General features: G+C 45.7%; 21 protein-coding genes. All 21 read left to right on the top strand.

The window, feature by feature from the left end:
• Entirely contained in the window at positions 1-627 is a 627-nt protein-coding gene (locus tag J2Z28_RS06360) for an endolytic transglycosylase MltG (RefSeq protein ID WP_211081636.1), read from the top strand.
• A 295-nt stretch (positions 628-922) separates the two neighbouring features.
• Positions 923-1,621 (top strand): 30S ribosomal protein S2, encoded by a 699-nt coding sequence (rpsB, locus tag J2Z28_RS06355; protein WP_017689155.1) that lies wholly within the window; start codon positions 923-925, stop codon positions 1,619-1,621.
• A 115-nt stretch (positions 1,622-1,736) separates the two neighbouring features.
• Positions 1,737-2,387, top strand: coding sequence for a translation elongation factor Ts (tsf, locus tag J2Z28_RS06350; protein ID WP_017689154.1), 651 nt, complete (start codon positions 1,737-1,739; stop codon positions 2,385-2,387).
• Positions 2,388-2,620: 233 nt separating this feature from the next.
• Positions 2,621-3,349 carry a UMP kinase gene (gene pyrH, locus J2Z28_RS06345; RefSeq protein ID WP_211081635.1) on the top strand — a complete coding sequence of 243 codons (729 nt, stop codon included), beginning with the start codon at positions 2,621-2,623 and terminating at the stop codon, positions 3,347-3,349.
• Positions 3,349-3,903: a ribosome recycling factor gene (frr, locus tag J2Z28_RS06340; RefSeq protein WP_017689152.1), complete on the top strand. Its 555-nt coding sequence runs from the start codon at positions 3,349-3,351 to the stop codon at positions 3,901-3,903. The genes pyrH and frr overlap by 1 nt, the downstream gene beginning before the upstream one ends.
• Before the next feature lie 89 nt (positions 3,904-3,992).
• Entirely contained in the window at positions 3,993-4,760 is a 768-nt protein-coding gene (locus J2Z28_RS06335) for an undecaprenyl pyrophosphate synthase (RefSeq protein ID WP_017689151.1), read from the top strand.
• A 16-nt stretch (positions 4,761-4,776) separates the two neighbouring features.
• Positions 4,777-5,571 (top strand): phosphatidate cytidylyltransferase, encoded by a 795-nt coding sequence (locus J2Z28_RS06330; RefSeq protein ID WP_211081634.1) that lies wholly within the window; start codon positions 4,777-4,779, stop codon positions 5,569-5,571.
• A 70-nt stretch (positions 5,572-5,641) separates the two neighbouring features.
• Complete coding sequence (locus J2Z28_RS06325) at positions 5,642-6,781, top strand: 1-deoxy-D-xylulose-5-phosphate reductoisomerase (RefSeq protein WP_211081633.1); 1,140 nt, start codon at positions 5,642-5,644, stop codon at positions 6,779-6,781.
• A 113-nt stretch (positions 6,782-6,894) separates the two neighbouring features.
• Positions 6,895-8,166 (top strand): RIP metalloprotease RseP, encoded by a 1,272-nt coding sequence (gene rseP / locus J2Z28_RS06320; RefSeq protein ID WP_211081632.1) that lies wholly within the window; start codon positions 6,895-6,897, stop codon positions 8,164-8,166.
• A gap of 62 nt (positions 8,167-8,228) precedes the next feature.
• Positions 8,229-9,683 (top strand): proline--tRNA ligase, encoded by a 1,455-nt coding sequence (gene proS / locus J2Z28_RS06315; RefSeq protein WP_091031854.1) that lies wholly within the window; start codon positions 8,229-8,231, stop codon positions 9,681-9,683.
• A 152-nt stretch (positions 9,684-9,835) separates the two neighbouring features.
• Positions 9,836-14,155 (top strand): PolC-type DNA polymerase III, encoded by a 4,320-nt coding sequence (locus tag J2Z28_RS06310; RefSeq protein ID WP_211081631.1) that lies wholly within the window; start codon positions 9,836-9,838, stop codon positions 14,153-14,155.
• 256 nt (positions 14,156-14,411) lie between these two features.
• Complete coding sequence (rimP, locus tag J2Z28_RS06305; protein WP_047842499.1) at positions 14,412-14,873, top strand: ribosome maturation factor RimP; 462 nt, start codon at positions 14,412-14,414, stop codon at positions 14,871-14,873.
• Between the two features lie 123 nt (positions 14,874-14,996).
• Positions 14,997-16,094, top strand: coding sequence for a transcription termination factor NusA (gene nusA / locus J2Z28_RS06300; RefSeq protein ID WP_036609309.1), 1,098 nt, complete (start codon positions 14,997-14,999; stop codon positions 16,092-16,094).
• A 25-nt stretch (positions 16,095-16,119) separates the two neighbouring features.
• Complete coding sequence (gene rnpM, locus J2Z28_RS06295; protein WP_211081630.1) at positions 16,120-16,425, top strand: RNase P modulator RnpM; 306 nt, start codon at positions 16,120-16,122, stop codon at positions 16,423-16,425.
• Positions 16,418-16,747 (top strand): L7Ae/L30e/S12e/Gadd45 family ribosomal protein, encoded by a 330-nt coding sequence (locus J2Z28_RS06290; RefSeq protein ID WP_017689142.1) that lies wholly within the window; start codon positions 16,418-16,420, stop codon positions 16,745-16,747. Before rnpM ends, J2Z28_RS06290 begins: the two co-directional genes overlap by 8 nt.
• On the top strand, positions 16,740-19,325 hold the full coding sequence (gene infB / locus J2Z28_RS06285) for a translation initiation factor IF-2 (RefSeq protein WP_211081629.1): 2,586 nt from the start codon (positions 16,740-16,742) through the stop codon (positions 19,323-19,325). The genes J2Z28_RS06290 and infB overlap by 8 nt, the downstream gene beginning before the upstream one ends.
• 25 nt (positions 19,326-19,350) lie before the next feature.
• Positions 19,351-19,710 carry a 30S ribosome-binding factor RbfA gene (gene rbfA / locus J2Z28_RS06280; RefSeq protein WP_017689140.1) on the top strand — a complete coding sequence of 120 codons (360 nt, stop codon included), beginning with the start codon at positions 19,351-19,353 and terminating at the stop codon, positions 19,708-19,710.
• A gap of 19 nt (positions 19,711-19,729) precedes the next feature.
• Positions 19,730-20,707, top strand: coding sequence for a DHH family phosphoesterase (locus J2Z28_RS06275; protein ID WP_074094582.1), 978 nt, complete (start codon positions 19,730-19,732; stop codon positions 20,705-20,707).
• On the top strand, positions 20,701-21,624 hold the full coding sequence (gene truB / locus J2Z28_RS06270; protein WP_076318528.1) for a tRNA pseudouridine(55) synthase TruB: 924 nt from the start codon (positions 20,701-20,703) through the stop codon (positions 21,622-21,624). The genes J2Z28_RS06275 and truB overlap by 7 nt, the downstream gene beginning before the upstream one ends.
• A gap of 69 nt (positions 21,625-21,693) precedes the next feature.
• Entirely contained in the window at positions 21,694-22,632 is a 939-nt protein-coding gene (locus J2Z28_RS06265; protein ID WP_415841502.1) for a bifunctional riboflavin kinase/FAD synthetase, read from the top strand.
• 159 nt (positions 22,633-22,791) lie between these two features.
• Positions 22,792-23,061 carry a 30S ribosomal protein S15 gene (gene rpsO / locus J2Z28_RS06260; protein ID WP_017689136.1) on the top strand — a complete coding sequence of 90 codons (270 nt, stop codon included), beginning with the start codon at positions 22,792-22,794 and terminating at the stop codon, positions 23,059-23,061.
• Positions 23,062-23,291: the final 230 nt, after the last annotated feature.

Here is a 23,291-nt window from a genome sequence, read left to right as displayed (position 1 = left end):
ATGGACAAGCGATCCTTATGGATTGGTCTGGGGAGTGGTATGATTATTGGTGCAGTTTTGCTTCAACTGGCCACAGTAGGACAAAATGCATTATCTGATAGTAACCTTGACCCTGAGCAGACCGCCAATATGACGAAAGAACAGCTGGAAACAGTCGCAAAAAGCTTGGATATGAAGTTGGTAGGTTCAGAAGAGGAATTATACACAGAAGCAGAGTGGGTAGCAAAGAAAAAGCAGGAAAGCAGTGAGTTGCAAGGGGAAACAGCAACACCGCCTGAATCAGTAACCTCTACGGAAACACCTGCAGAGCCTGAGAAGCCACAAGAGCCTTCTACAAGTGAAGTTGAAGGGCAGAAAGAGATAACTGAGCCGAAAACAACAGAACCTGTAACGCCGAGCAATCCGAAAGGTGCAACAGTATCATTCAAAGTACGTTCAGGCAATAGTCTGGCGATCGTTGCAGCAAACCTAAAAACCGCGGGAATCGTAGATGATGCTCAAGCATTCATAAAGGCTGGCAAGGCTGAGCGAATCAATACCAAAATCCAAGTGGGTACCTATGCGCTTGAAAAAGGCGAAAGTTTCAAATCCATTATCGCAAAAATCACGAAAGAACCGTCAAACTGAGCATGCTCGGACTGGACGGTTTTTGCGTATTAAACGGTACATTTTCAAAGCTTGATAATAATTAGCGCCTGAGTTACATATCAAGTTTAAAATGATTCGATACTAGCAAAAACGAAAAGTAGATTTTAGCTTCAAAGACTGTTGCATCGGACAGTCAGTTATGCTATATTAGATAACGGTGTTAAAACACACGCATGTGCTAATTTTGTTGAGGGTGCTTTCCTTATGGAGAGTCTTGGCGAAAAATGATGCCGGCGGAGGACACAATAAAAACCATATTAGGAGGTGTGTGAAGATGGCAGTAATCTCCATGAAGCAGCTTCTCGAAGCTGGGGTACACTTCGGTCACCAAACTCGTCGTTGGAACCCAAAAATGGATCGTTATATCTTCACTGAAAGAAACGGAATTTACATCATCGATTTGCAAAAAACGGTGAAAAAAGTCGAAGAGGCTTACAATTTCGTTAAAGGAATCGCAGGAGAGAATGGTAAAATTCTTTTCGTGGGCACTAAGAAACAAGCTCAAGATTCTGTTAAAGAAGAAGCTGAACGTGCTGGTCAATTCTACATTAACCAACGCTGGCTCGGCGGTACCCTGACTAACTTCCAAACTATTCAAAAACGTATTGATCGTTTGAAACAGTTGGAAGCATGGGAAGAAGACGGTACATTCGCTGTATTGCCTAAAAAAGAAGTAATCTTGCTTCGCAAAGAAAAAGATCGTCTGGAGAAATTCTTGGGCGGTATTAAAAATATGAAAGGCCTGCCAAGCGCCCTGTTCATCATCGATCCACGCAAAGAGCGTATCGCTGTTGCAGAAGCTCGCAAATTGGGTATCCCAATTGTAGGTATCGTTGATACTAACTGCGATCCGGATGAGATCGATTATGTTATCCCAGGTAATGACGACGCGATCCGCGCTGTTAAATTGCTGACAGGTAAAATGGCTGATGCTGTAATCGAAGCTAACCAAGGCGAAGAAACTTCCGCTTAATAGATTCGAACATATGTTATAAACTAAATTAAAAGGGTGGTTGGCAGGTGGATAACCTCTCACTGCCCTTTTTTTAGAGTGTACGTACAATACTTAATGTTGGAGGGAATTTATAATGGCAGTTAATGCGAGTGCAGTAAAAGAACTTCGCGAAAGAACGGGCGCTGGTATGCTCGATTGCAAAAAAGCACTGGAAGAAGCAAACGGTGATGTAACAAAAGCGGCTGAATTGTTGCGTGAGAAAGGTCTTTCTGCAGCAGCAAGCAAAGCAGGCCGTGCAGCAACTGAAGGCGTTGTAGAATCTTACATCCACGCTGGTGGACGCATTGGTGTCTTGGTTGAAGTTAACTGTGAAACTGACTTCGTTGGTAAAACGGATCAATTTAAGGATTTCGTTAAAGATGTAGCTATGCAAATCGCTGCAGCTAATCCTAAATTCGTTAAACGCGAAGAAGTTCCTACAGATGAGCTGGAAAAAGAAAAAGAAATCCTGAAAGCTCAAGCTCTTAACGAAGGCAAACCAGAGAAAATCATTGAAAAAATGGTTGAAGGCCGTATCGGTAAATACTACGAAGAGTACTGCCTTATGGAACAAACTTTCGTTAAAGATCCAGACAAAACGATCTCCCAATTGCTGAACGAAAAAATCAGCCAAATTGGTGAAAACATCTCCATCCGTCGTTTCGTTCGTTATGAACTGGGTGAAGGTCTTGAGAAAAAAGTAGACAACTTCGTAGAAGAAGTAATGTCCCAAGTAAACAAATAAGACGGTTTCTATAAACCGGCGAGCAGAATTGATTTTCGAAGATATAAGAATGATAAAACTTCGAAGCGTAGACTCCCTTATATCTCAGGAAAACAGTGGCCTTACCGGTTAAACGTTTTTCCTAAAAGAGCGGAACACAACTGTGTTCCTTTCTTTTTAAGCAGGAGGCCATGCGCGAGAAGTTTTGTTGGTTGAACACCAAGCGTGTTCGATTCAAAGTGGAGGGTGAATAATTGGAACAGCCAGTATTTAAACGTGTTGTCTTAAAGGTCAGCGGAGAGTCTCTTTCCGGTCAAAACGGCTACGGTATTGATGCAGCTACGATCTCGTCGATTGCCCAACAGGTAAAAGAGGTTGTTGCACTTGGTGTACAGGTTGCTATTGTATGTGGCGGCGGAAACATCTGGCGTGGAATTGCCGGTAGCGAAAACGGCATCGATCGTGCAACTGCCGATTATATGGGTATGCTGGCGACAGTAATGAACTCGCTGGCACTGCAGGATGCTTTGGAACAGATTGAAGTGCCTACGCGTGTACAGACATCTATTGCAATGCAACAGATTGCAGAGCCTTATATTCGTCGTAGAGCTATTCGCCATCTGGAGAAAGGCCGGGTCGTTATTTTTGCAGCAGGTACAGGTAACCCGTTCTTTTCCACGGATACAACAGCAGCACTGCGCGCAGCGGAGATTGAAGCAGAAGTTATCTTGATGGCCAAAAATAAAGTTGATGGTGTATACTCAGCAGATCCGTTTAAGGACAGTACAGCTGTGAAATTTGATCAGTTGACTTACATGGATATTCTTAACAAAGACCTTGGTGTAATGGATTCAACGGCATCCTCGCTTTGTAAGGACAACAACATCCCGTTGATCGTATTTGCCATTACGGAACAAGGTAACATCAAACGTGTTGTTCTGGGCGAACGTATCGGAACAATCGTTAAAGGGAGTGTAGATTAATGCCACAAGCGGTTAAACAACATGCCGAAGAGCGTATGGAAAAAGCAATTCAAGCATTGCGTCGTGACCTGGCTACTTTGCGTGCAGGCCGCGCAACTCCAGCTCTTCTGGACCGAATTCAGGTAGAGTATTATGGGGCAATGACGCCATTGAATCAACTCGCTAATATTAGTACTCCGGATTCTCGTACACTGATGATTCAGCCTTGGGACAAATCCTCCATGGGTGACATCGAGCGTGCCATCATGAAATCAGATCTGGGTCTTACTCCAGCCAATGATGGTAGCATGATCCGTTTGTCTATTCCGGCATTGACGGAAGAACGTAGAGCGGAACTTGTTAAGCTGACGAAGAAGTTCGGTGAAGAAGGTAAAGTAGCGATTCGTAACATTCGCCGTGATGCGAATGATGACATTAAGAAAATGGAAAAGTCAGATATTTCCGAGGATGAATCGCGGAGACATCAAGATGATATCCAAAAATCGACCGACAAGTTTATTGCTGAAGTCGATAAGGTACTCGCTGCCAAAGAAAAAGAAATCATGGAAGTGTAAGACAAGCGCAGCCCCTCCAATACGGTGGGGTTTTGTCTCTTTTTCCAAGCTTCAGATAAAGAAACTTCAGGGATTTTGGAGGAACAGGAATGATCAAACGGGTTCGGTCGTGGTGGAATGGGGCTGACAAGCAGGAAACGCTGACTATATCCGAGGACAATATCCCGCAGCACGTCGCCATCATCATGGACGGCAATGGACGATGGGCCAAACGTTTGGGACTCCCGCGTATAGCCGGGCACCAAAATGGCATGAAGGCGGTCAAACGTGCGACCATCGCGGCGGATGAACTGGGCATCAAATATCTGACGATGTACGCTTTTTCGACAGAAAACTGGACGCGTCCAAAAGAAGAAGTGGATTTTCTGATGCGACTTCCGCAAGAATTTCTAGCCATAGAGCTGGATGAACTTATAGAAAAAAATGTGCGCATTCGCATGATGGGTCAAGAGGAACATTTACCTTCTCATACCATTAATGCCTTGCGGGAAGCCATTCGTCTTACGGAACATAATACAGGTCTCGTTTTGAATTTTGCAATGAACTATGGAAGTCGTCGTGAAATGACGGACTGTGTTAAACAGATCGCTCTGCAGGTGAAATCGGGGGAACTATCGGCAGAGGACATAACACCTGAACTCATTGATAGACATATGCTAACGGTTGACATGCCCGATCCGGATCTGCTGATCCGGACGAGCGGAGAGTTGAGATTAAGCAACTTTATGCTTTGGCAGCTTGCATATAGTGAATTATGGTTTACGGATATATACTGGCCCGAATTTGGCAAAAAGCATTTGCTTGAAGCAGTAGCCGAATATCAGCGCAGAACAAGGCGTTACGGCGGTTTGAAATAGATGGAGGATGAAGCCGTTGAAACAGCGATTAACGACAGGAATCATAGCAGGTGTGTTGTTTTTAGGTTTTTGCATGCTGGGCGGACCCTGGTACCATGGTTTGGTATTGCTTATGGCTCTCATCGGTTATTATGAATTTGTTAAAATGACCGGGGTGATGCCTTTTTCAGGTGTGGCCCTGATTGGATATGCTGGTGTGTTTGCCATTGTGTTTCCTTGGGAAATGCTTTGGGAGGCAAGACCGCTATCCTTATTTCAGGTCATCTGGATAGTAATGCTTGTACTGATGACAGCTTCGGTTGTCACCAAAAATAAGGTTCCCGTGAATACAGTGGCCATGCTTTTCCTCGGCGTGTTGTATATAGGGGTCGGTTTCTATTACATTGCAGAATCCAGACATCTGCATCATGGGTTGTTCTGGACGTTCCTGTTGCTGGGCTCCATATGGGCCAGTGATGCAGGAGCTTATTTTGTAGGGAAACTCATTGGTAAAAACAAACTTTGGCCTTCCATCAGTCCAAATAAAACCGTGGAGGGTGCACTGGGTGGCATCGTAATTGCAATTGTTACTTCTGTTATTTTTGCATTAGTATCAGATGGTTTACTTTCCTGGCAGAGAGCGATTGTGATCGGAATTGCCTGTGCAGTTGTAGGTCAGATGGGTGACTTGATCCAGTCTGCATACAAACGTGTATATAACATCAAGGATTCAGGCAGTCTTCTCCCAGGGCATGGAGGCATTCTTGATCGGTGCGACAGCTGGATTGTTGTTTTTCCATTCGTACATATATTAATGCTACTGCCCTACTAAAGAAGAACATGAGTCTGAGATAACAGCATTGTTCGCCGTAGGCATTGGATAATTAAAGATGAGGTGCAGCATGAAAAAAATTGCGATTCTCGGGTCAACCGGTTCCATTGGAACCCAGACACTGGATGTAGTTGACATGCATCCAGAACTCTTTCAAGTGGAGGGACTGGCTGCCGGAAGCAATACAGACCTGCTGATCGAACAGACCAAACGTTACCGACCGAAGAAAGTATCGGTGGGGTCCAAAGAATTGGCGGAGAAGGTAGCTCCACATTTGCCTGCAGGAACGCAACTGTTTTATGGCAACGAAGGACTCGTAGAAGTTGCGGCAGGAACCGATGCGCATACGGTTGTTACAGCGGTGGTGGGCAGTGTTGGATTGGAGTCAACGCTTGCTGCCATAGATGCAGGCAAACAGATCGGACTGGCCAACAAGGAGACATTGGTTACAGCGGGTCATATCGTCACGACAAGAGCGGCTGCAAAAGGAGTCTCTTTATTGCCCGTTGATAGTGAGCACTCTGCAATATTCCAATGCTTGAATGGTGAAAACAGAGAACGCGTGGCAGGCATCACGCTCACCGCTTCAGGTGGATCATTCCGTGATCTTACCCGTGAACAGTTGAAGAGTGTGACTATAGAGGATGCCCTTAAACATCCAAATTGGTCAATGGGGTCCAAAATTACGATAGACTCGGCAACGATGGTTAACAAGGGTCTGGAGGTCATTGAAGCACACTGGTTATTTGGTCTTCGATATGATCAGATTAATGTATTGCTTCACCCAGAGAGTGTTATTCATTCCTATGTGGAATTTGATGACACCAGCGTCATCGCACAACTGGGGAATCCGGATATGCGAGTTCCCATTCAATATGCACTGACTTACCCTGACCGCTTGCCATCACCGGCACAGCGTCTGTCTCTTGCTCAAGCTGGGAAATTACATTTCCGTGAGATGGATATGGAACGGTTCCCATGTTTAAGAATGGCGTATGAGTGTGGTAAAATGGGAGGAACCGCAACAACGGCGTTTAATGCAGCCAACGAGGTTGCTGTAGCCCGTTTCTTGCGTAAAGAGATTTCATTCCTTAAAATAGAAGATATTATTGCTTCTGTGCTGGAAGCACACCACAATGTGGACGAGCCTGATCTACAGGAGATCGCGCGTTGTGATCAGGAGAGCCGTAAGCTTGCGGCCAGTCTGTAATCTCTTTTTTCATAACAAATTGGAAGAAGTGATTCTCTTGTGCAGTATCAGAGAATAATGATAATCTAGAGGGACAGACTGCGGTATGTGCCGTGAAGGAGGATGGATAGGGATTGGAAACCATACAAGTGGTATTTCTAACGGTGCTCATGTTCTTTGTCATCGTGACGGTTCATGAATGGGGGCATTATTATTTTGCCAAACGCGCCGGTATTCTTGTACGGGAGTTTGCGATCGGTTTTGGTCCCAAATTGTTCTCATATAAAAGAAACGAGACCCAGTTTACATTGCGTTTGTTGCCTTTTGGTGGATATGCACGAATGGCAGGGGAAGATCCGGAACTGGTAGAGATCCAGGAAGGACAGACCATCGCGGTAAGATCAGCGGATGACCAGGTGAAGATGATCTATCTGGACCAGCTGGATAACCGTAAAAATGTAATACGTGGTGAAGTCATCTCCATTGATATGGAGAGAGCGCTGAAGCTTCAACTCGATGTAGATGGAGAGATTCAGGAGTATCGTATTCATCCTCAAGCAATGTTGGTAAGTCGTGGTAAACAAACGCAGATTGCACCGAAAGATCGTCAATTCGGCAGCAAAACTGTTGGACAGCGTGCATTGGCTATTTTTGCGGGCCCACTCATGAACTTTATCTTGGCCTTTGTGCTGTTTGCTGTATATGCGCAGATGGCAGGAGTTCCAGTGGAAAACCCGAAAAATCTTCAAATTGGTGAAGTGCTTGAAGGTGGGGCAGCCGATCAGGCGAACCTGCAAAAGGGCGATATTATCGAAACCATCAATGGTACTGCTATTGGTACGGATTCACAAAAAATGGTGTCGATGATTGCCGATTCCAAAGATAAGCCGATGGAATGGACGCTGCGCCGGGGTTCGGATACGTTTAATATAACGATTACTCCACGTGCTGTAGAAGGACAAGAGGGCGGTAAAGTGGGAATCGTACCTACGTTACCAACCCGATCTGTTGGATTTGTAGAGACATTTAAAGTCTCAGGCGTGGCCATGGTTGATACAACCAAAATAATATTTGAAGGTTTTAAACATCTGATCAATCAATTCAACATGGATGATATTGGTGGTCCAGTTCGTACATTTGAAGTGACAGGGCAAATTGCTAAACAAGGGATTGAGCAGTTAACGAGATGGGCAGCGATTTTGAGTCTATACCTTGGGATTTTCAACCTGCTACCAATACCTGCACTGGACGGCAGCCGTCTGGTATTTTTGGGAATTGAAGCGCTGCGCGGCAGACCTGTTGATCCCAATCGCGAAGGCATGGTGCATTTCATCGGATTTGCGATGTTGTTTGTGTTGATGCTGGCAGTAACTTACAATGATATATTACGTTTAATTAACGGATAATTACGGTTGGACTACGCTCTGGACATTCAGAGATAGTCGTTATGGGAGGACGCTGGAGTCTTATGTCAAAGGAAAATGATAAACAGTTCGTGACTGAAATCACACCACAGGGTGAGGATTTCTCACGCTGGTACATTGATGTTATCAAAAAAGCTGATCTCATGGACTATGCACCCGTACGCGGTTGTATTGTGTTCAAACCAGACGGATTTGAAATCTGGGAACATATTAAGGATGAGTTGGATCGTCGTTTCCGGGAAACGGGTCATCGCAACGCATACTTCCCGATGTTCATTCCTGAGAGCTTCTTTCAAAAGGAAAAAGAGCACGTGGAAGGTTTTAACCCTGAATTACCATGGGTAACGGAAGCTGGCGGAGAGAAGCTGGAAGAACGTCTGGCAATCCGTCCTACATCCGAAACGATTATTGGTCACATGTATTCCAAGTGGATTCAGTCTTATCGGGATCTTCCGGTACTGATCAACCAGTGGGCTAACGTAGTTCGTTGGGAAAAAAGAACGTTGCCTTTCCTTCGCACAAGTGAGTTCCTGTGGCAGGAAGGGCATACAGCGCATGAGACGGAAGAAGAAGCACGTGAAGAAACGATGAAAATGCTTGAGATTTATCGCGAAGTGGTTGAGGAATACTTGGCTATTCCTGTAATTGTGGGTCAGAAAACCAAGTCCGAGAAATTTGCGGGTGCGGTGGATACGTACTCGATTGAAGCCATGATGAAGGATGGACGTGCAGTACAAGCAGGTACATCTCACTATATGGGGACGAACTTTGCAAAAGCATTTGAAATCCAGTATCTTAGCCGTAATAATGTGCTCGAGCTGGCTTACACTACTTCATGGGGAGTAAGCACACGTTTGATCGGTGCATTAATTATGGTTCACGGAGATGACCGTGGTCTCGTACTTCCTCCTAAAGTCGCACCAACGCAAGTGGTCATGATTCCAATTGGACCTCCGAAAACGCGTGATGCTGTTGTTGGGCGTGCAGATGAGTTGTTCACTGAGTTGAAAAAAGCTGGAGTTCGTGTGAAAATGGATGATCGCAGCGATGTTCGCCCAGGTTGGAAATTCAATGAATACGAGATGCGCGGTGTTCCGATTCGTCTGGAGATTGGTCCACGTGATATGGAAAATGGCGTTTGTGTACTCGTATCACGGATCACAGGTGAGAAGAAAGTGGTAGAACAAGCGAACCTGGTAGAAGAGATCCAGGCTATGCTGACACAGATCCAGGTAGATATGTTAGAGCGTGCTCGCACATTTATGTCGGATAACTTCTACTCCGTGGATACACTCGATGAGATGAAAGAACTGATGGAAAATAAACGCGGGTTTACACTGGCCGGATGGTGCGGTTCAGAAGCTTGCGAAGATAAAGTAAGAGAAGTTACAGGTGCAACAAGCCGGAACATTCCGTTCCAGCCTGCGGAAGAAAAGCATACGTGCCTGGCTTGTGGTGAACAAGCAGAACACACGGTTGTGTTTGCAAGAGCATACTAAGTCAGGATAACCTGACGAAAAGCATTTATTCACCGTTTAAGTAATGAATGGAGAGCTTCTGTCGGATAAAATGAGTCGGTGCGAGTTCGGATCGGTGACATTTTTGAATGCAGGGGCTTTTCATGCTTTAAGGGGGTACAAGGAGGAACACGATGAGCGGATTCGAGGAGAAAAGAAAACGGTTTGAGTTGTTGATGAAACAGACAGAGCTTCCGGCTGGTCTGTTAGAGCCCTATTTTTTGGATGGATGGATTGAACAAGTAGAGACCAATCGTAGTAATCGGGAATGGAATATTCTGATTGCAAAGGATACGTTGGTACCCGCTCCAATCTATCGCACATTTTGCCTGCATATTCAAGAGAAAATGAATCATATCGCCAAAATTTCATTTGGCTTCAAATATACGGACCAAGTACAAAATGGTGATATCGTCAGTGAATATTGGAATCTGTTTCTGGAGTGGGTTACCCGTGAAATTCCATCTGTAAATGGTTGGATGAACCGGACAACCTTTGAATGTGAAGAGGATCTTCTTCAACTGACAATGAGTGATGCAACGTCGATGGAATTGGCTCGTAAGAAACAGATTGATCAAGCTATTACAAAATTCTATGAAAAATACTTTCATCTACCTCTTCGCATCAAGATGCAAGTGGGTGAAGTGGGAAGTAATAAAGAGGCCATGGAACAGTTCCAGGCCCAAAAACGTGTAGAAGAACTTGAGGTCATCGAGAAGATGATGAGTGAAGTGGACACAGAAATCCCGGTGGATGAGGAGCAGGGTGATCTGCGTTTACAAATGGGTTATGACATCAAGGAGCCAGCAGTACCCATGCAGGAAATCCAGGATGAAGAGAAAAAGGTCACGCTTCAAGGTTCGGTGTTTGGACTGGATCGTAAAGAATTGCGAAACGGAAATACGTTGTTTACCTTCTACCTGACCGACTTCACGGACTCCATGCAAATGAAGATGTTTGCCAAAACAAAAGAGGATGTAAAAATTCTCAGTTTGTTGGCTAATGGTAAATGGGTGAAAGTGCGTGGTCGTGTAGAATATGACCGGTTTATGCAAATTCCTGAACTGGCTATGATTCCTTCGGACCTAATTGAAGTCAAAGCACCGCCGTCTCGTAAAGATAATGCACCAGAGAAGCGGGTGGAGTTCCATTTGCACTCTACGATGAGTACGATGGATGCTGTAACTTCAATCGACAAATACGTGAAAATGGCAGCAGAGTGGGGACATAAGGCAATTGCAGTCACTGATCATGGTGGGGTGCAGGTATATCCCGAGGCTTCCAAGGCTGCTAAGAAAAACGGGATTAAAATGATCTACGGCCTCGAGGCCAATGTCGTGAATGACTCTGTTGCCGTTGTAATGGCTCCTCAGCCATTGGATCTCCAAACAGCAACATACATCGTATTTGATATCGAGACCACAGGTTTGTCGGTAACACAGAACAAAATCATTGAGATTGCAGCAGTGAAGATGCAAGATGGTAAAGAAATCGACCGGTTTGCAACGTTTGTGAATCCGCATGAACGCATTCCCTACAACATTCAGCAGTTGACCAATATTAATGATGACATGGTAAAAGACGCACCTGAGCTGGAGCCTGTCATCCGTGAGTTTGTGCAGTTTGCTGGTGATGGTGTGCTTGTTGCGCATAATGCACGTTTTGATATGGGCTTTATCCAGGCTTCCCTGAAGCAAATTGGAATGCCAGAGCTTCCTAACCCTGTCCTTGACACGTTGGAACTGGCGCGATTGTTATTTCCAAAAAATAAGAACCACCGTCTGAATACGATGGCAGATAAATATAAGGTTGGACTTGAAAGTCATCACCGTGCCATTGATGATACGATTGCACTCGCGGGTATACTGATCGGATTATTAAATGATGCTGCTCAGATGAAAGGTTTAACGAGGCTTGATCGCTTGAACGATTATGTAGGTGTCGACTTGTCGAATACAAGACCTTTCCATTGTGGAATCTATGCATTGAATGATGTCGGTAAGAAAAATCTATACAAGCTGGTATCTCTCTCTCATACGGAACATTTCAAGCGGGTACCGTGCATTCCCAAATCAAAACTGATTAATTTGCGTGAAGGCCTTGTTATTATATCGGGCTGTGAAAAAGGTGAGTTTTTCGAAGCGGTGCTTAACAAATCGCTCGAAGAAGCGGAAGAGATCGCTGAGTTCTATGACATACTGGAGATTCAACCACTTACCATGTATATGCATTTGGTGGATAAAGGGTTGGTGGCTACACCCGAAGAAATCAAAACAGCGATCCGTAAAGTCATTGATATAGGCGCAAAATTTAATAAACCAGTCATAGCCACAGGTAACGTGCACTATTTGGAACCGCGTGACAAGTTATATCGGGATATCACCATTCACGGAATTACAGGTTTTAGTCCACTCAAAGATCAACGTAAACCGGATGCACATTTCAGAACGACAGAGGAAATGCTGGAAGAGTTCCAGTTCCTGGGCCAAGATAAAGCTTACGAAGTCGTTGTTACAAATACGGTAGAGTTATCTGACCGCTTTGAGGAAATTAAGTTATTCCCGGACAAACTGTTTACTCCAATTCTGGAAGGTGCGGACGAAGAAATCCGTAATACCTGCTATGACACTGCCAAGTCTATCTATGGCGAGGAATTACCAGAAGTAATCGTTGCACGACTAGAGAAAGAGCTCATTCCAATTATTAAATACGGTTTTTCTGCCAACTATCTGATCTCGGAACGCTTGGTTAAAAAATCGAATCAGGATGGTTACCTCGTAGGTTCGCGGGGATCGGTTGGCTCCTCTGTTGTTGCTACATTCCTGGGTATATCCGAGGTTAATCCACTACCTGCTCATTATATTTGTGTGAATTCAGAATGCAAACACAGCGAGTGGTTCCTGGACGGCAGTGTTCGGAGTGGATTTGACCTTCCAGAGAAAGAGTGTCCGGATTGTGGTGGCACACTTAAAGGAGAAGGCCAGGATATTCCGTTTGAGACCTTCCTTGGATTTAAAGGAGATAAAGTTCCCGATATTGACTTGAACTTCTCTGGTGATTATCAGCCTCATGCTCATAACTATACGAAAGTACTATTTAGTGAGAAGAGTGTTTTCCGTGCGGGGACCATCGGTACGGTGGCTGAGAAAACAGCATTTGGTTTTGCCAAGAAGTACGAGGAACATCATCAGAAGAAATGGCGTGGAGCTGAATTGAATCGTTTGGCCTCTGGTTGTACTGGGGTGAAACGGAGTACTGGTCAGCATCCCGGTGGTATTGTCGTAGTACCTGATTATATCGAGGTCGAAGACGTTACACCCGTTCAGTTTCCGGCTGACGACGTTAATGCGGAGTGGAAAACGACACACTTTGATTATCATGCTTTTGAAGAAAACTTGCTGAAACTTGATATTCTGGGGCACGATGATCCAACTATGATGCGGATGTTGCAGGATTTGACAGGGGTCGATCCAACGACCATTCCGATGAATGATCCGAAAGTCATGAGCATGTTTAACTCAACCGAAGCTCTGGGTGTTACACCGGAACAGATTAGGTCGCCAGTCGCGACGTTTGGCGTGCCGGAGATGGGAACGAAGTTTGTACGTCAGATGCTTGTTGAATCCCAGCCGACGTCTTTTGCCGATTTACTGCAGATTTCCGGATTGTCCCATGGTACTGGGGTATGGCTTGGAAACGCTCAGGATCTGATTAAGAACGGAACGTGTAACATTAAGACGGTAATTGGTTGTCGGGATGATATCATGTTATTTCTGATCTATAAAACGGGAATGGACGCAAGTCTGGCATTTAAGATTACCGAGAGTGTTCGTAAGGGACGGGGCCTACCACAGGAATGGATTGACGAGATGAAGAATTGTAAAGTGCCTCAATGGTACATTGATTCGTGTCTCAAAATCCAGTACATGTTCCCGAAGGCTCACGCGGCCGCTTATGTTATTTCGGCAGTACGTACGGCGTTCTTCAAGCTGTATCATCCGATTGAATATTACGCAACTTACTTTACTGTTCGAGCTGATGAGATTGATATCGAACTGATGTGTCAGGGATATGACGCGATCTATCGCAAAATTACGGAAATTGAGCAATTAGGTTTCCAGGCACCTCCAAAAGAGAAAAACATGTTACCTGTCCTGGAAATGGGTCTGGAAATGGCAGCACGCGGATTCTCGCTGAAATCCATTGACTTATACCGTTCGGAAGCGACAAAGTTCATCGTTGACGGAAAAACATTAATCCCTCCATTTTCAGCTTTGGCAGGAATCGGGGATAATGCAGCTCGCAATATCGCTGCGGCAAGAGATCATGGTGAATTCCTGTCGGTGGAAGATTTCCAGCAGAAGTCGAAAGCAAGTAAGACCATTGTTGAACTCCTGTCGAATATGGGATGTTTCCGTGGCTTGCCAGAGAGCAATCAGCTTTCCCTTTTCTAGGATTGAATTTGGATCTAACCTTAGTGATTGTTGGGGAAACGTAATTTTTCCTTCATTAGTAAGTAAACTGCCTGAAGCATCGCTTACTTGTCACTATTACCAGACTATGTTATAATTTTTGAAGTGAACGAGATAGTACGAATTTCTAAAGAGTGGGGAAACCCACTCTTTAGTCTTTGGTATACAAGAATCTTGGGTATTGAATAATCTGCCAGTGCTTTTTTGCTGGTGTAACCTAAGTTGGAGGTTATTGGTTTTGAGCACAACGAACATTAAATCTACCGTGGAAGAAATGATCCAACCCTACTTGAACGAACAAGGCTTCGAGCTGGTTGACATCGAATACGTCAAAGAAGGCAGCAACTGGTTTTTACGGGTGTATGTCGACAAAGAGGGTGGCATCGACATCGACGATTGTGTCTTGATCAGCGAAAAGCTGAGCGCCAAGCTGGATGAGAACGATCCGATTCCAACCATCTATTTCCTTGAAGTGTCTTCTCCCGGTGCGGAGCGTCCACTGAAAAAACCTGAGGACGTTACCAAAGCTGTAGGCAAAAATGTTTTTGTTACAACCTACGAGCCGGTGAACGGATTGAAGGAATTTGAAGGCAAGCTGCTTTCCTTTGATGACGAGGAACTCGTGATCGAAGCAGGCAAAAAACAGCATGCCATTTCTTATGATAAGGTTGCCAGTGCGCGCCTAGCTATTTTGTTTTAAGTGCCTTGTTCACTTTATTAATGAAAAAGACACATCTCACGATAACGGCAAGGTGCTCATTAGTTCAGAGCCTTTCGCCGTTTTACGTATGAGATGCCATGTTTGAAAGGGGGATCAACATTCATGAGTACGGATTTTATTGAAGCAATGAATGAATTGGAACGGGAAAAAGGGATCAGCAAGGATGTGCTGTTTGAAGCGATCGAGGCTGCACTAATTTCCAGCTACAAGCGGAATTTCAACACGGCCCAGAATGTGCGTGTTGACATGAACCGTAATACGGGAGTTATTCGGGTGTATGCCCGTAAATTGATCGTGGAAGAAGTCCTGGATTCACGTACCGAAATTTCATTGCCTGCTGCACGAGAAATCAACCCACACTTCCAGCTGGAAGATATTGCGGAGATTGAAGTTACGCCGCGTGATTTCGGACGTATCGCGGCACAAACTGCCAAACAGGTAGTGACCCAGCGGATTCGTGAAGCCGAACGCGGCCTGATCTACAACGCTTTCGTAGATAAGGAAGAAGATATCGTTACGGGAGTAGTGCAGCGTCAGGATTTGCGCAATATCTACATCGATCTGGGCAAAATCGAAGCGGCTTTACCGCTTACCGAATTGATGCCGAACGAGAAGTTTGTTCATGGTGACCGTATTAAGGCATATATCACCAAGGTCGAGAATACGACGAAAGGGCCGCAAATCATTTTGTCCCGTACCCATCCGGGCCTCTTGAAACGTCTCTTTGAACTGGAAGTGCCTGAGATCTTTGACGGTGTAGTTGAAATTCGCTCCGTCGCTCGCGAAGCAGGGTTCCGCTCCAAGATTGCCGTTCACTCCCGCAACGAGGAAGTTGATCCAGTTGGATCTTGTGTAGGTCCTAGGGGAATGCGCGTGCAGACCATTGTGGGTGAGCTGCGCGGTGAAAAAATCGACATCGTTCGTTTCTCCGATCAGGTAGACGAATATGTTGCTAATGCACTGAGTCCTTCCAAAGTATTGGAAGTTCATGTATTTGAGGAAGAAAAGATGGCTCGGGTTATCGTTCCGGACTATCAACTGTCCCTCGCAATTGGTATCAAAGGCCAAAATGCCAGATTGGCAGCCAAATTAACCGGCTGGAAAATCGACATTAAGAGCGAGAGCCAGGCGGAACAGGAATTCGGCAGAGAAAAAGATTCTTCTTCTGAAATGCATCAGGATTCCGTCTCCGTCGACTAAAGTAAAGTACGGGGGGCGCTGACGTATGAAACCAAAAAAAGTGCCGCTGCGCAAATGTGTGGCATGCCAGGAAATGATGCCCAAAAAGCAGCTGATTCGCATTGTTAAAACGCCAGAGGATGAAGTGCTGATCGATTTGACTGGCAAAAAATCCGGACGTGGTGCCTATTTATGCGGCAAAGAGTCCTGTTTTAAGCTCGCACTCAAAAACCGGGCTTTGGATCGGGCGTTAAAAGGCAAAGTCTCACCTGAAATTTACGAGCAATTAGCAGCTGACTTCATCGCGGTTGAGGATGAAGTCATAGCAGCACAGGAGCGTGAACATGACTAATATTAAAACGCTGTCTTATTTGGGACTCTCTATGCGTGCAGGTAAACTTGTAACAGGTGAAGAAATTGTACTTAAAGCGATCCGTTCTTCCGAAGCTAAAATGGTTATTGTTGCGGGTGACGCCTCAGCCAATACACAAAAGAAATTTCGCGATAAATGCGGAACTTATAAGGTTCCTCTGTTGATCGGATTTGACCGGGATAGTCTGGGTTCAAGTATCGGTAAAGACACGCGTGTTGTTCTTGCAGTAACGGATCGAGGGTTTGCAAAAATGATCTCCAAGCAAGTCGGTATAATGTCGGAGGTGGAGTATATTGAGTAAACAGGAAAACAAGGATAAATTGCGGGTTTATGAATATGCGAAGTCCCTTAATATGAGTAGTAAAGAAATTATAACCATTCTTAAAAAGCTGGAAATTCCCGTAAACAATCATATGAGTGTCATGGAGAATGGTTCAGTCGGTAAGGTGGAACAATTTTTTAAAGATATAAAATCCACTGCTGCTTCCAAACAAGGCAACGATGCAAAACCAGTTGCAACTTCGGCAGTACGCAGTGACAAACCAGTGGACAGCAACAAGCCGGCCGGCGGAGTGAACACGCCGATTAGCAGCAACCCATCCGGTAGTCCCGTACAAACAAAAATACAACAGGAAAAGCAGGTAGGTATGAACAATAGACCAAATTCCAACAATAACAATGGCACTCAAAGACCCAGCGGCCAAGACAGTCGCAACAGAACGAACTCTTCCCAAGGCTCAAGCCAAGGGGGACAATCAAGTAACCGTCCAAAACCAACTCAAAGTGGGCAAAGCAGTACTGCATCCCGTCCGCAAGGTACGGGACAACGTCCAAACAGCAGTGGTGGCGGTCAAGCAAGACCTTCAGGACCTAACACTGGTGGAAACACCGGTACTGGCGGCAACCGTAGTGGTGGCCAAGGTCAGAGCCAAGGACAAGGCCAACGTAGAAGCGGCCCAGGTGGTACTACTGGCAGCAACAACAATAGTGGAAACCGTTCGAACAGCGGTGGCGGTGGACGTCGTTATGATGACAACCGTGGCGGCAACTTCCGTGGTAACCGTGGTGGCAAGAACAACCGCAACAGAAATCAACAACAGTACCAACAACGTGAGAAAATTGATAACACACCTAAGAAAATCATCGTTCGTGGTGATATGACCGTTGGTGAAACAGCGAAGCTGCTCCATAAGGATGCTTCCGAAGTTATCAAAAAGCTCATCGCTATGGGTGTTATGGCAACAATCAACCAAGAGCTTGATATCGAAACGATCCTTCTGCTTTCAGGTGAATTCGGTGTTGAGGTTGAAGTGAAGATTGTGCTTGAAGATGACCGTTTCGAAACACTGGAAGAGAATGATGATGCTGCTGACTTGCAGGCTCGTCCACCAGTAGTTACGATCATGGGTCACGTTGACCATGGTAAAACAACTTTGCTGGATGCGATTCGTTCCACGAATGTATCCGATGGCGAAGCTGGCGGAATCACGCAACATATCGGTGCATATCAAGTTGAAATTAACAACAAAAAGATCACGTTCCTGGATACTCCAGGTCACGAAGCATTTACAGCGATGCGTGCACGGGGCGCACAGGTTACGGATATGACGATTATTGTCGTGGCTGCGGATGATGGTGTTATGCCACAAACGATTGAGGCGATTAACCACGCCAAAGCTGCCGGGCTTCCAATTATCGTTGCTGTCAACAAAATTGACAAGCCGGGCGCTGATCCGGATAAAGTGAAACAAGAATTAACCAGCTATGAACTCGTTCCGGAAGAGTGGGGCGGAGATACCATCTTTGTTAACGTGTCAGCGAAACAAAGAATGGGTCTGGAAGGTCTGCTTGAAATGATTCTGCTCGTTGCAGAAGTGAACGAATACAAAGCGAACCCGGACAAACGTGCCCGTGGTACAGTGATTGAAGCCGAGCTGGATAAAGGACGTGGCCCAGTTGCACGTATCCTCGTACAGCACGGTACATTGAAAGTCGGCGATGCTTTCGTTGCAGGTAACTGCTTCGGTCGTGTTCGTGCGATGGTCAATGACAAAGGTCGCAAATTGAAAGAAGCTGGACCTTCAACACCTGTAGAAATCACAGGTCTGACTGAAGTTCCAGGTGCGGGAGATCCATTCATGGTGTTTGAAGATGAGCGCAAAGCGCGTTCCATCGCTGACAAACGTTCGATCACGCAACGTGAATCCGATCTGGGTACGCATACTCGCGTAACGTTGGACGATCTGTTCCAGCACATCAAAGATGGCGAGATCAAAGATCTGAACGTAATCATCAAAGGTGATGTACAAGGTTCGGTTGAAGCATTGAAAGGTTCCCTTGCGAAGATCGAAGTTGAAGGTGTACGCGTGAAAATCATTCATAGCGGCGCTGGTGCAATCACAGAATCCGACATCATTTTAGCTGCAGCATCCAATGCTATCGTGATCGGTTTCAACGTTCGTCCTGATAACCAGGCGAAATCAACTGCAGATCAAGAGCAAGTTGACATTCGTCTGCATCGCGTGATCTACAGTGTTATCGAAGAAATTGAACAAGCGATGAAAGGTATGCTTGATCCGATCTACAAAGAAAAAGTTATCGGTCATGCTGAAGTTCGGAGCACGTTCTCTATCAGTAAAGTGGGTACCATCGCTGGTTGTATGGTTACCTCGGGTAAAATTACGCGTTCTGCGGAAGCACGCCTGATTCGTGATGGCATTGTCCTTTACGAAGGTAAGCTGGATTCCCTGAAACGTTATAAAGATGATGCCAAAGAAGTAGCACAAGGTTACGAGTGCGGTATCACACTTGATAAATATAATGATCTCAAAGAAGGCGACGTTATCGAAGCTTTCATTATGGAGACAGTACAACGATAAGCAAGGAAGCATGAGGTGAACAACAATGGCTAAGATTCGTACAGGTAGAGTGGGCGAGCAGATCAAGAAAGAAATAAGTCTGCTCATCCAGTCTGAACTGAAAGATCCACGTATCGGCTTTATTACGGTAACGGGAGTCGAAGTGACAGGAGACTTGTCGCAAGCCAAAGTTTATCTGAGTGTCTTCGGTGAACAGGAACAAAAAGATAACACGCTCAAAGCTCTGGCAAAAGCAAATGGATTTTTGCGTTCCGAGCTGGGCAAACGTATCCGGTTCCGGCATGTTCCCGAGTTGATATTTAAGATTGACGAATCCATCGCTTATGGCAGCCGAATTGAGAAGCTGCTTGGCGATATTGGTTCCGACAAGAACGAATCCCAGTAACAGAATAGAGGAGACGGCAATGCACACTTATGAACAGGCGCTCCAGGCCGGAAAGCAATTTCTGCTGGAGCATGATGATTACCTGGTCGTGTCGCATGTACAGCCGGACGGTGACGCAGTCAGCTCGACGGTAACGGTGGGCTGGCTGCTGTCATGTCTGGGTAAGACATTCACGATGATTAATGAAGGTGAAATCCCCGGGCGCATGCAATTTTTGTGGGAAGCAGGCAACATTGTGAACATGACCGAACAACCACCGCAGCGAAAATATAAAGCTGTTATCTGTGTGGATTGTGCAGACTTTGCCAGAGTAGGTTTGACACGCCATTATTTCGAAGATGATGCTGTTATCTTGAATATTGATCATCACCCTACAAATGACGGTTATGGTACAGTCAACATCATTAAGTCTGATGCTGCTGCAACGGCTGAAATCTTGTTCGATTTTCTTAACCTGTTCCAAGTAACATGGGATAAAGATGTTGCGACGGCAGTTTATACAGGATTGCTTACCGATACAGGTGGCTTTCGCTATGCCAACACCAGCCCAAATGTAATGACAACGGCCTCCAGACTGCTTGAACATGGCGTGGATGGACCCTATCTCGCCCAGACCTTGTTGGAGCAGGTGACTCTTCCGCAAGTTCGGATTTTGAATCAGGCACTATCAAGCCTGCAGATGACAGATGATGGAAAGATAGCCTGGGTTGTTATTACACCAGATGATATGGTGGCTTGTGGAGCAGCTAATGAAGATCTTGAAGGGGTAGTGAACTATCCGCGCAACATTCAGGGCGTGGAAGTTGGTATCTTTTTCAAAGTCATCAACGAGAATGCAGTCAAAGTTTCTTTGCGTTCAGCTGGTAAGATTGATGTTGCTGCACTAGCACAGACCTTTGGCGGAGGCGGGCATGTGCTCGCAGCCGGATGTCGTCTGGAAGGCAGACTTGATGATATTGTCGCAAAAGTACTGAAGCAGGTGAATTCACAATGGTAAAGCCATTTGAAGGTGTACTTCCGGTATATAAACCGGCGGGATTTACTTCTCATGATGTTGTAGCCAAAATGCGTCGCATTCTCAAAATGAAGCGCATTGGGCATACGGGCACACTTGATCCACAAGTTACAGGCGTACTGCCACTCTGTCTTGGACGGGCGACACGTGTGGTGGAGTACATGCAGGAGCTTCCGAAGGAATATCTGGCTACGCTCAGATTGGGACTGTCTACTGACACAGAGGATATGACAGGGGAAGTCATTGAGCGGGCTGAAACGACTGTGGAAGTAACACAGGAACAGGTTCAACAGGTGCTTGAGCAGTTTCTGGGCACGATCTCACAGGTACCACCCATGTATTCTGCGGTAAAGGTAGACGGCAAACGTCTTTATGAGCTTGCTCGTGAAGGTAAGACGGTAGAGCGTAAGAGCCGTGAGGTCACAATCTATGAGCTCGAACTTACAGGGATTGAGACTCAGGGTGAGACCACCGATATATCCTTCCGGGCCTTATGTTCAAAAGGTACTTATATTCGGACATTGTGTGTAGACATTGGCCGGCAACTCGGATATCCATCGACCATGGTTCAACTGGAGCGTACGATATCGGCAGGTATCTCTGCAGATCGTTGTCTTCGTATTGAAGAAGTGGAACAACTTATGGCTGACGGGACTTTGGCGGAGGCGCTGATTCCTGTTGACGAGGCTATTGCTTCAATTCCGGCTCACAAGGTTGGAGAAGAACAGGCCAAAGGAGCACTGCAAGGTCAGAAACTGTCTGCACGTCTTCTGGAACCGCCTGTGGAGCAACCTGGTTTGCTGCGGTTGTATGCTCAGGATGGTACGTTTCTGGGGATATTTGAACGGGATGAACTAAAACCAACGGTGAGGGCAGTTAAAGTCTTTTTGCCGGAATAAGAGGTTTCGGGCTTGGAGTTGTGGTGATGCTCAAGCTTGGCCTATCTAGTGAAATGCAGGTGAATGATTGTGAAAACCGTAATGCTAACCTATCCGCAGACGTTACATTCGACTGAGCTGAGCACACTGCCCCAAGTGCTTGCGATTGGTCAATTCGACGGACTGCATCTCGGACATGCAAGTGTCATTTTATCAGCTGTCCGCATTGCGCGGGAAACGGGCATGCAGGCAGCGGTCATGACCTTTCATCCACATCCGAAGGAAGTTATGCGCAAAGGGGATTACGAGGGTTATTTAACTCCCTTGAGAGATAAAGAAGACATCTTGGCAGGAATGGGCGTTGATGTACTCTATGTGGTGGAGTTCAATGAAGATTTCTCACGGTTGACGCCGCAACAATTCGTACACGACTTGTTGATTCCTCTTCAGACACGAACAGCGGTGGTGGGTTTTGACTTCCGTTTTGGTCACAAGGGTGCAGGGGATGAACAAATTCTTCGTACTTTGGGAGAAGGAGAGATGACGGTGGAAACCGTTCCTCCTTTTTTGTTAAATGGTGAAAAAGTGAGCAGTTCTCTCATTCGTGGCCTATTGAAGCGTGGGGAGATGGATGAGGCCAGTCAGTGGCTTGGCCGACCTTACAGCATCAGAGGAACCGTCATTCACGGGGAGAAGCGTGGACGAACGATTGGATTTCCTACAGCCAACCTTGAACTCACGGATCATTACGTTACCCCGTCGAAGGGTGTTTACGCTGTTCGTGTGCAGTATGGCGAACAGGAACTGCCTGGCGTAATGAATCTCGGTGTGAAACCTACGTTTCACGAAAGCGGGATGAAACCTACGTTTGAAGTGCACCTGCTTGATTTTGATGGACACTTATATGACCAGGAACTAAAGGTTGAGCTCGTTCACTATATTCGTGCAGAACGAAAGTTTGACTCCATTGATGCATTAATTAGCCAGATTCGTGAAGATGCATTAACTGCCAGCCGCCTGTTATCTTAAAGGTTCAGTATTAAATGAATGTTTACATTTACTTTAACTAGGCAATTATGATATACTGTACTACGTTGTCGATTGAGACAACATTAACCTTGGCTTGGTTGCTTGCTCTCACCGGCGGTGACGAGGCTAATGGCGATTATATTGAAGGAGGTGAACAGGATGGCATTGACTCAAGAACGTAAACAACAACTGATCGACGAGCACAAAACTCACGAGTCCGATACAGGATCTCCAGAGGTGCAAGTTGCTATCCTTACGGAAAACATCACAAGTTTGACAGACCACTTGCGTACGCATAAGAAAGACCACCACTCACGTCGTGGACTTTTGAAAATGGTAGGTCAACGTCGTAAGCTTTTGGCTTACGTGAAAAACAAAGATGTTAAACGTTACAGCGCACTGATCGAAAAACTCGGATTGCGTCGTTAATTATCGTACATGTTTTCAAAATCAACCTGGCTGTTATCCGTCATTCTTTTGTCTAAAAGGACAAGCGGAACTTACAGCCGGGTTGTTTTGTAGATGAACATGTTGCCATATATTTGTAGATGGGGCTCCGTGAGGAGCTTTTGTTGTGCAGGTTAGCATGTTGAAAGATCCATACATAGCTAATGAATGCAGGACAAGCAGGAAATACTGTGAATATGCAGAATCCATTG

This window comes from Paenibacillus xylanexedens (genome assembly GCF_017874615.1).
GTDB classification, from domain to species: Bacteria; Bacillota; Bacilli; order Paenibacillales; family Paenibacillaceae; genus Paenibacillus; species Paenibacillus xylanexedens.
Note: the sequence above shows the minus strand (reverse complement) of the source record. Positions and strands in the feature narration are given on the sequence as shown.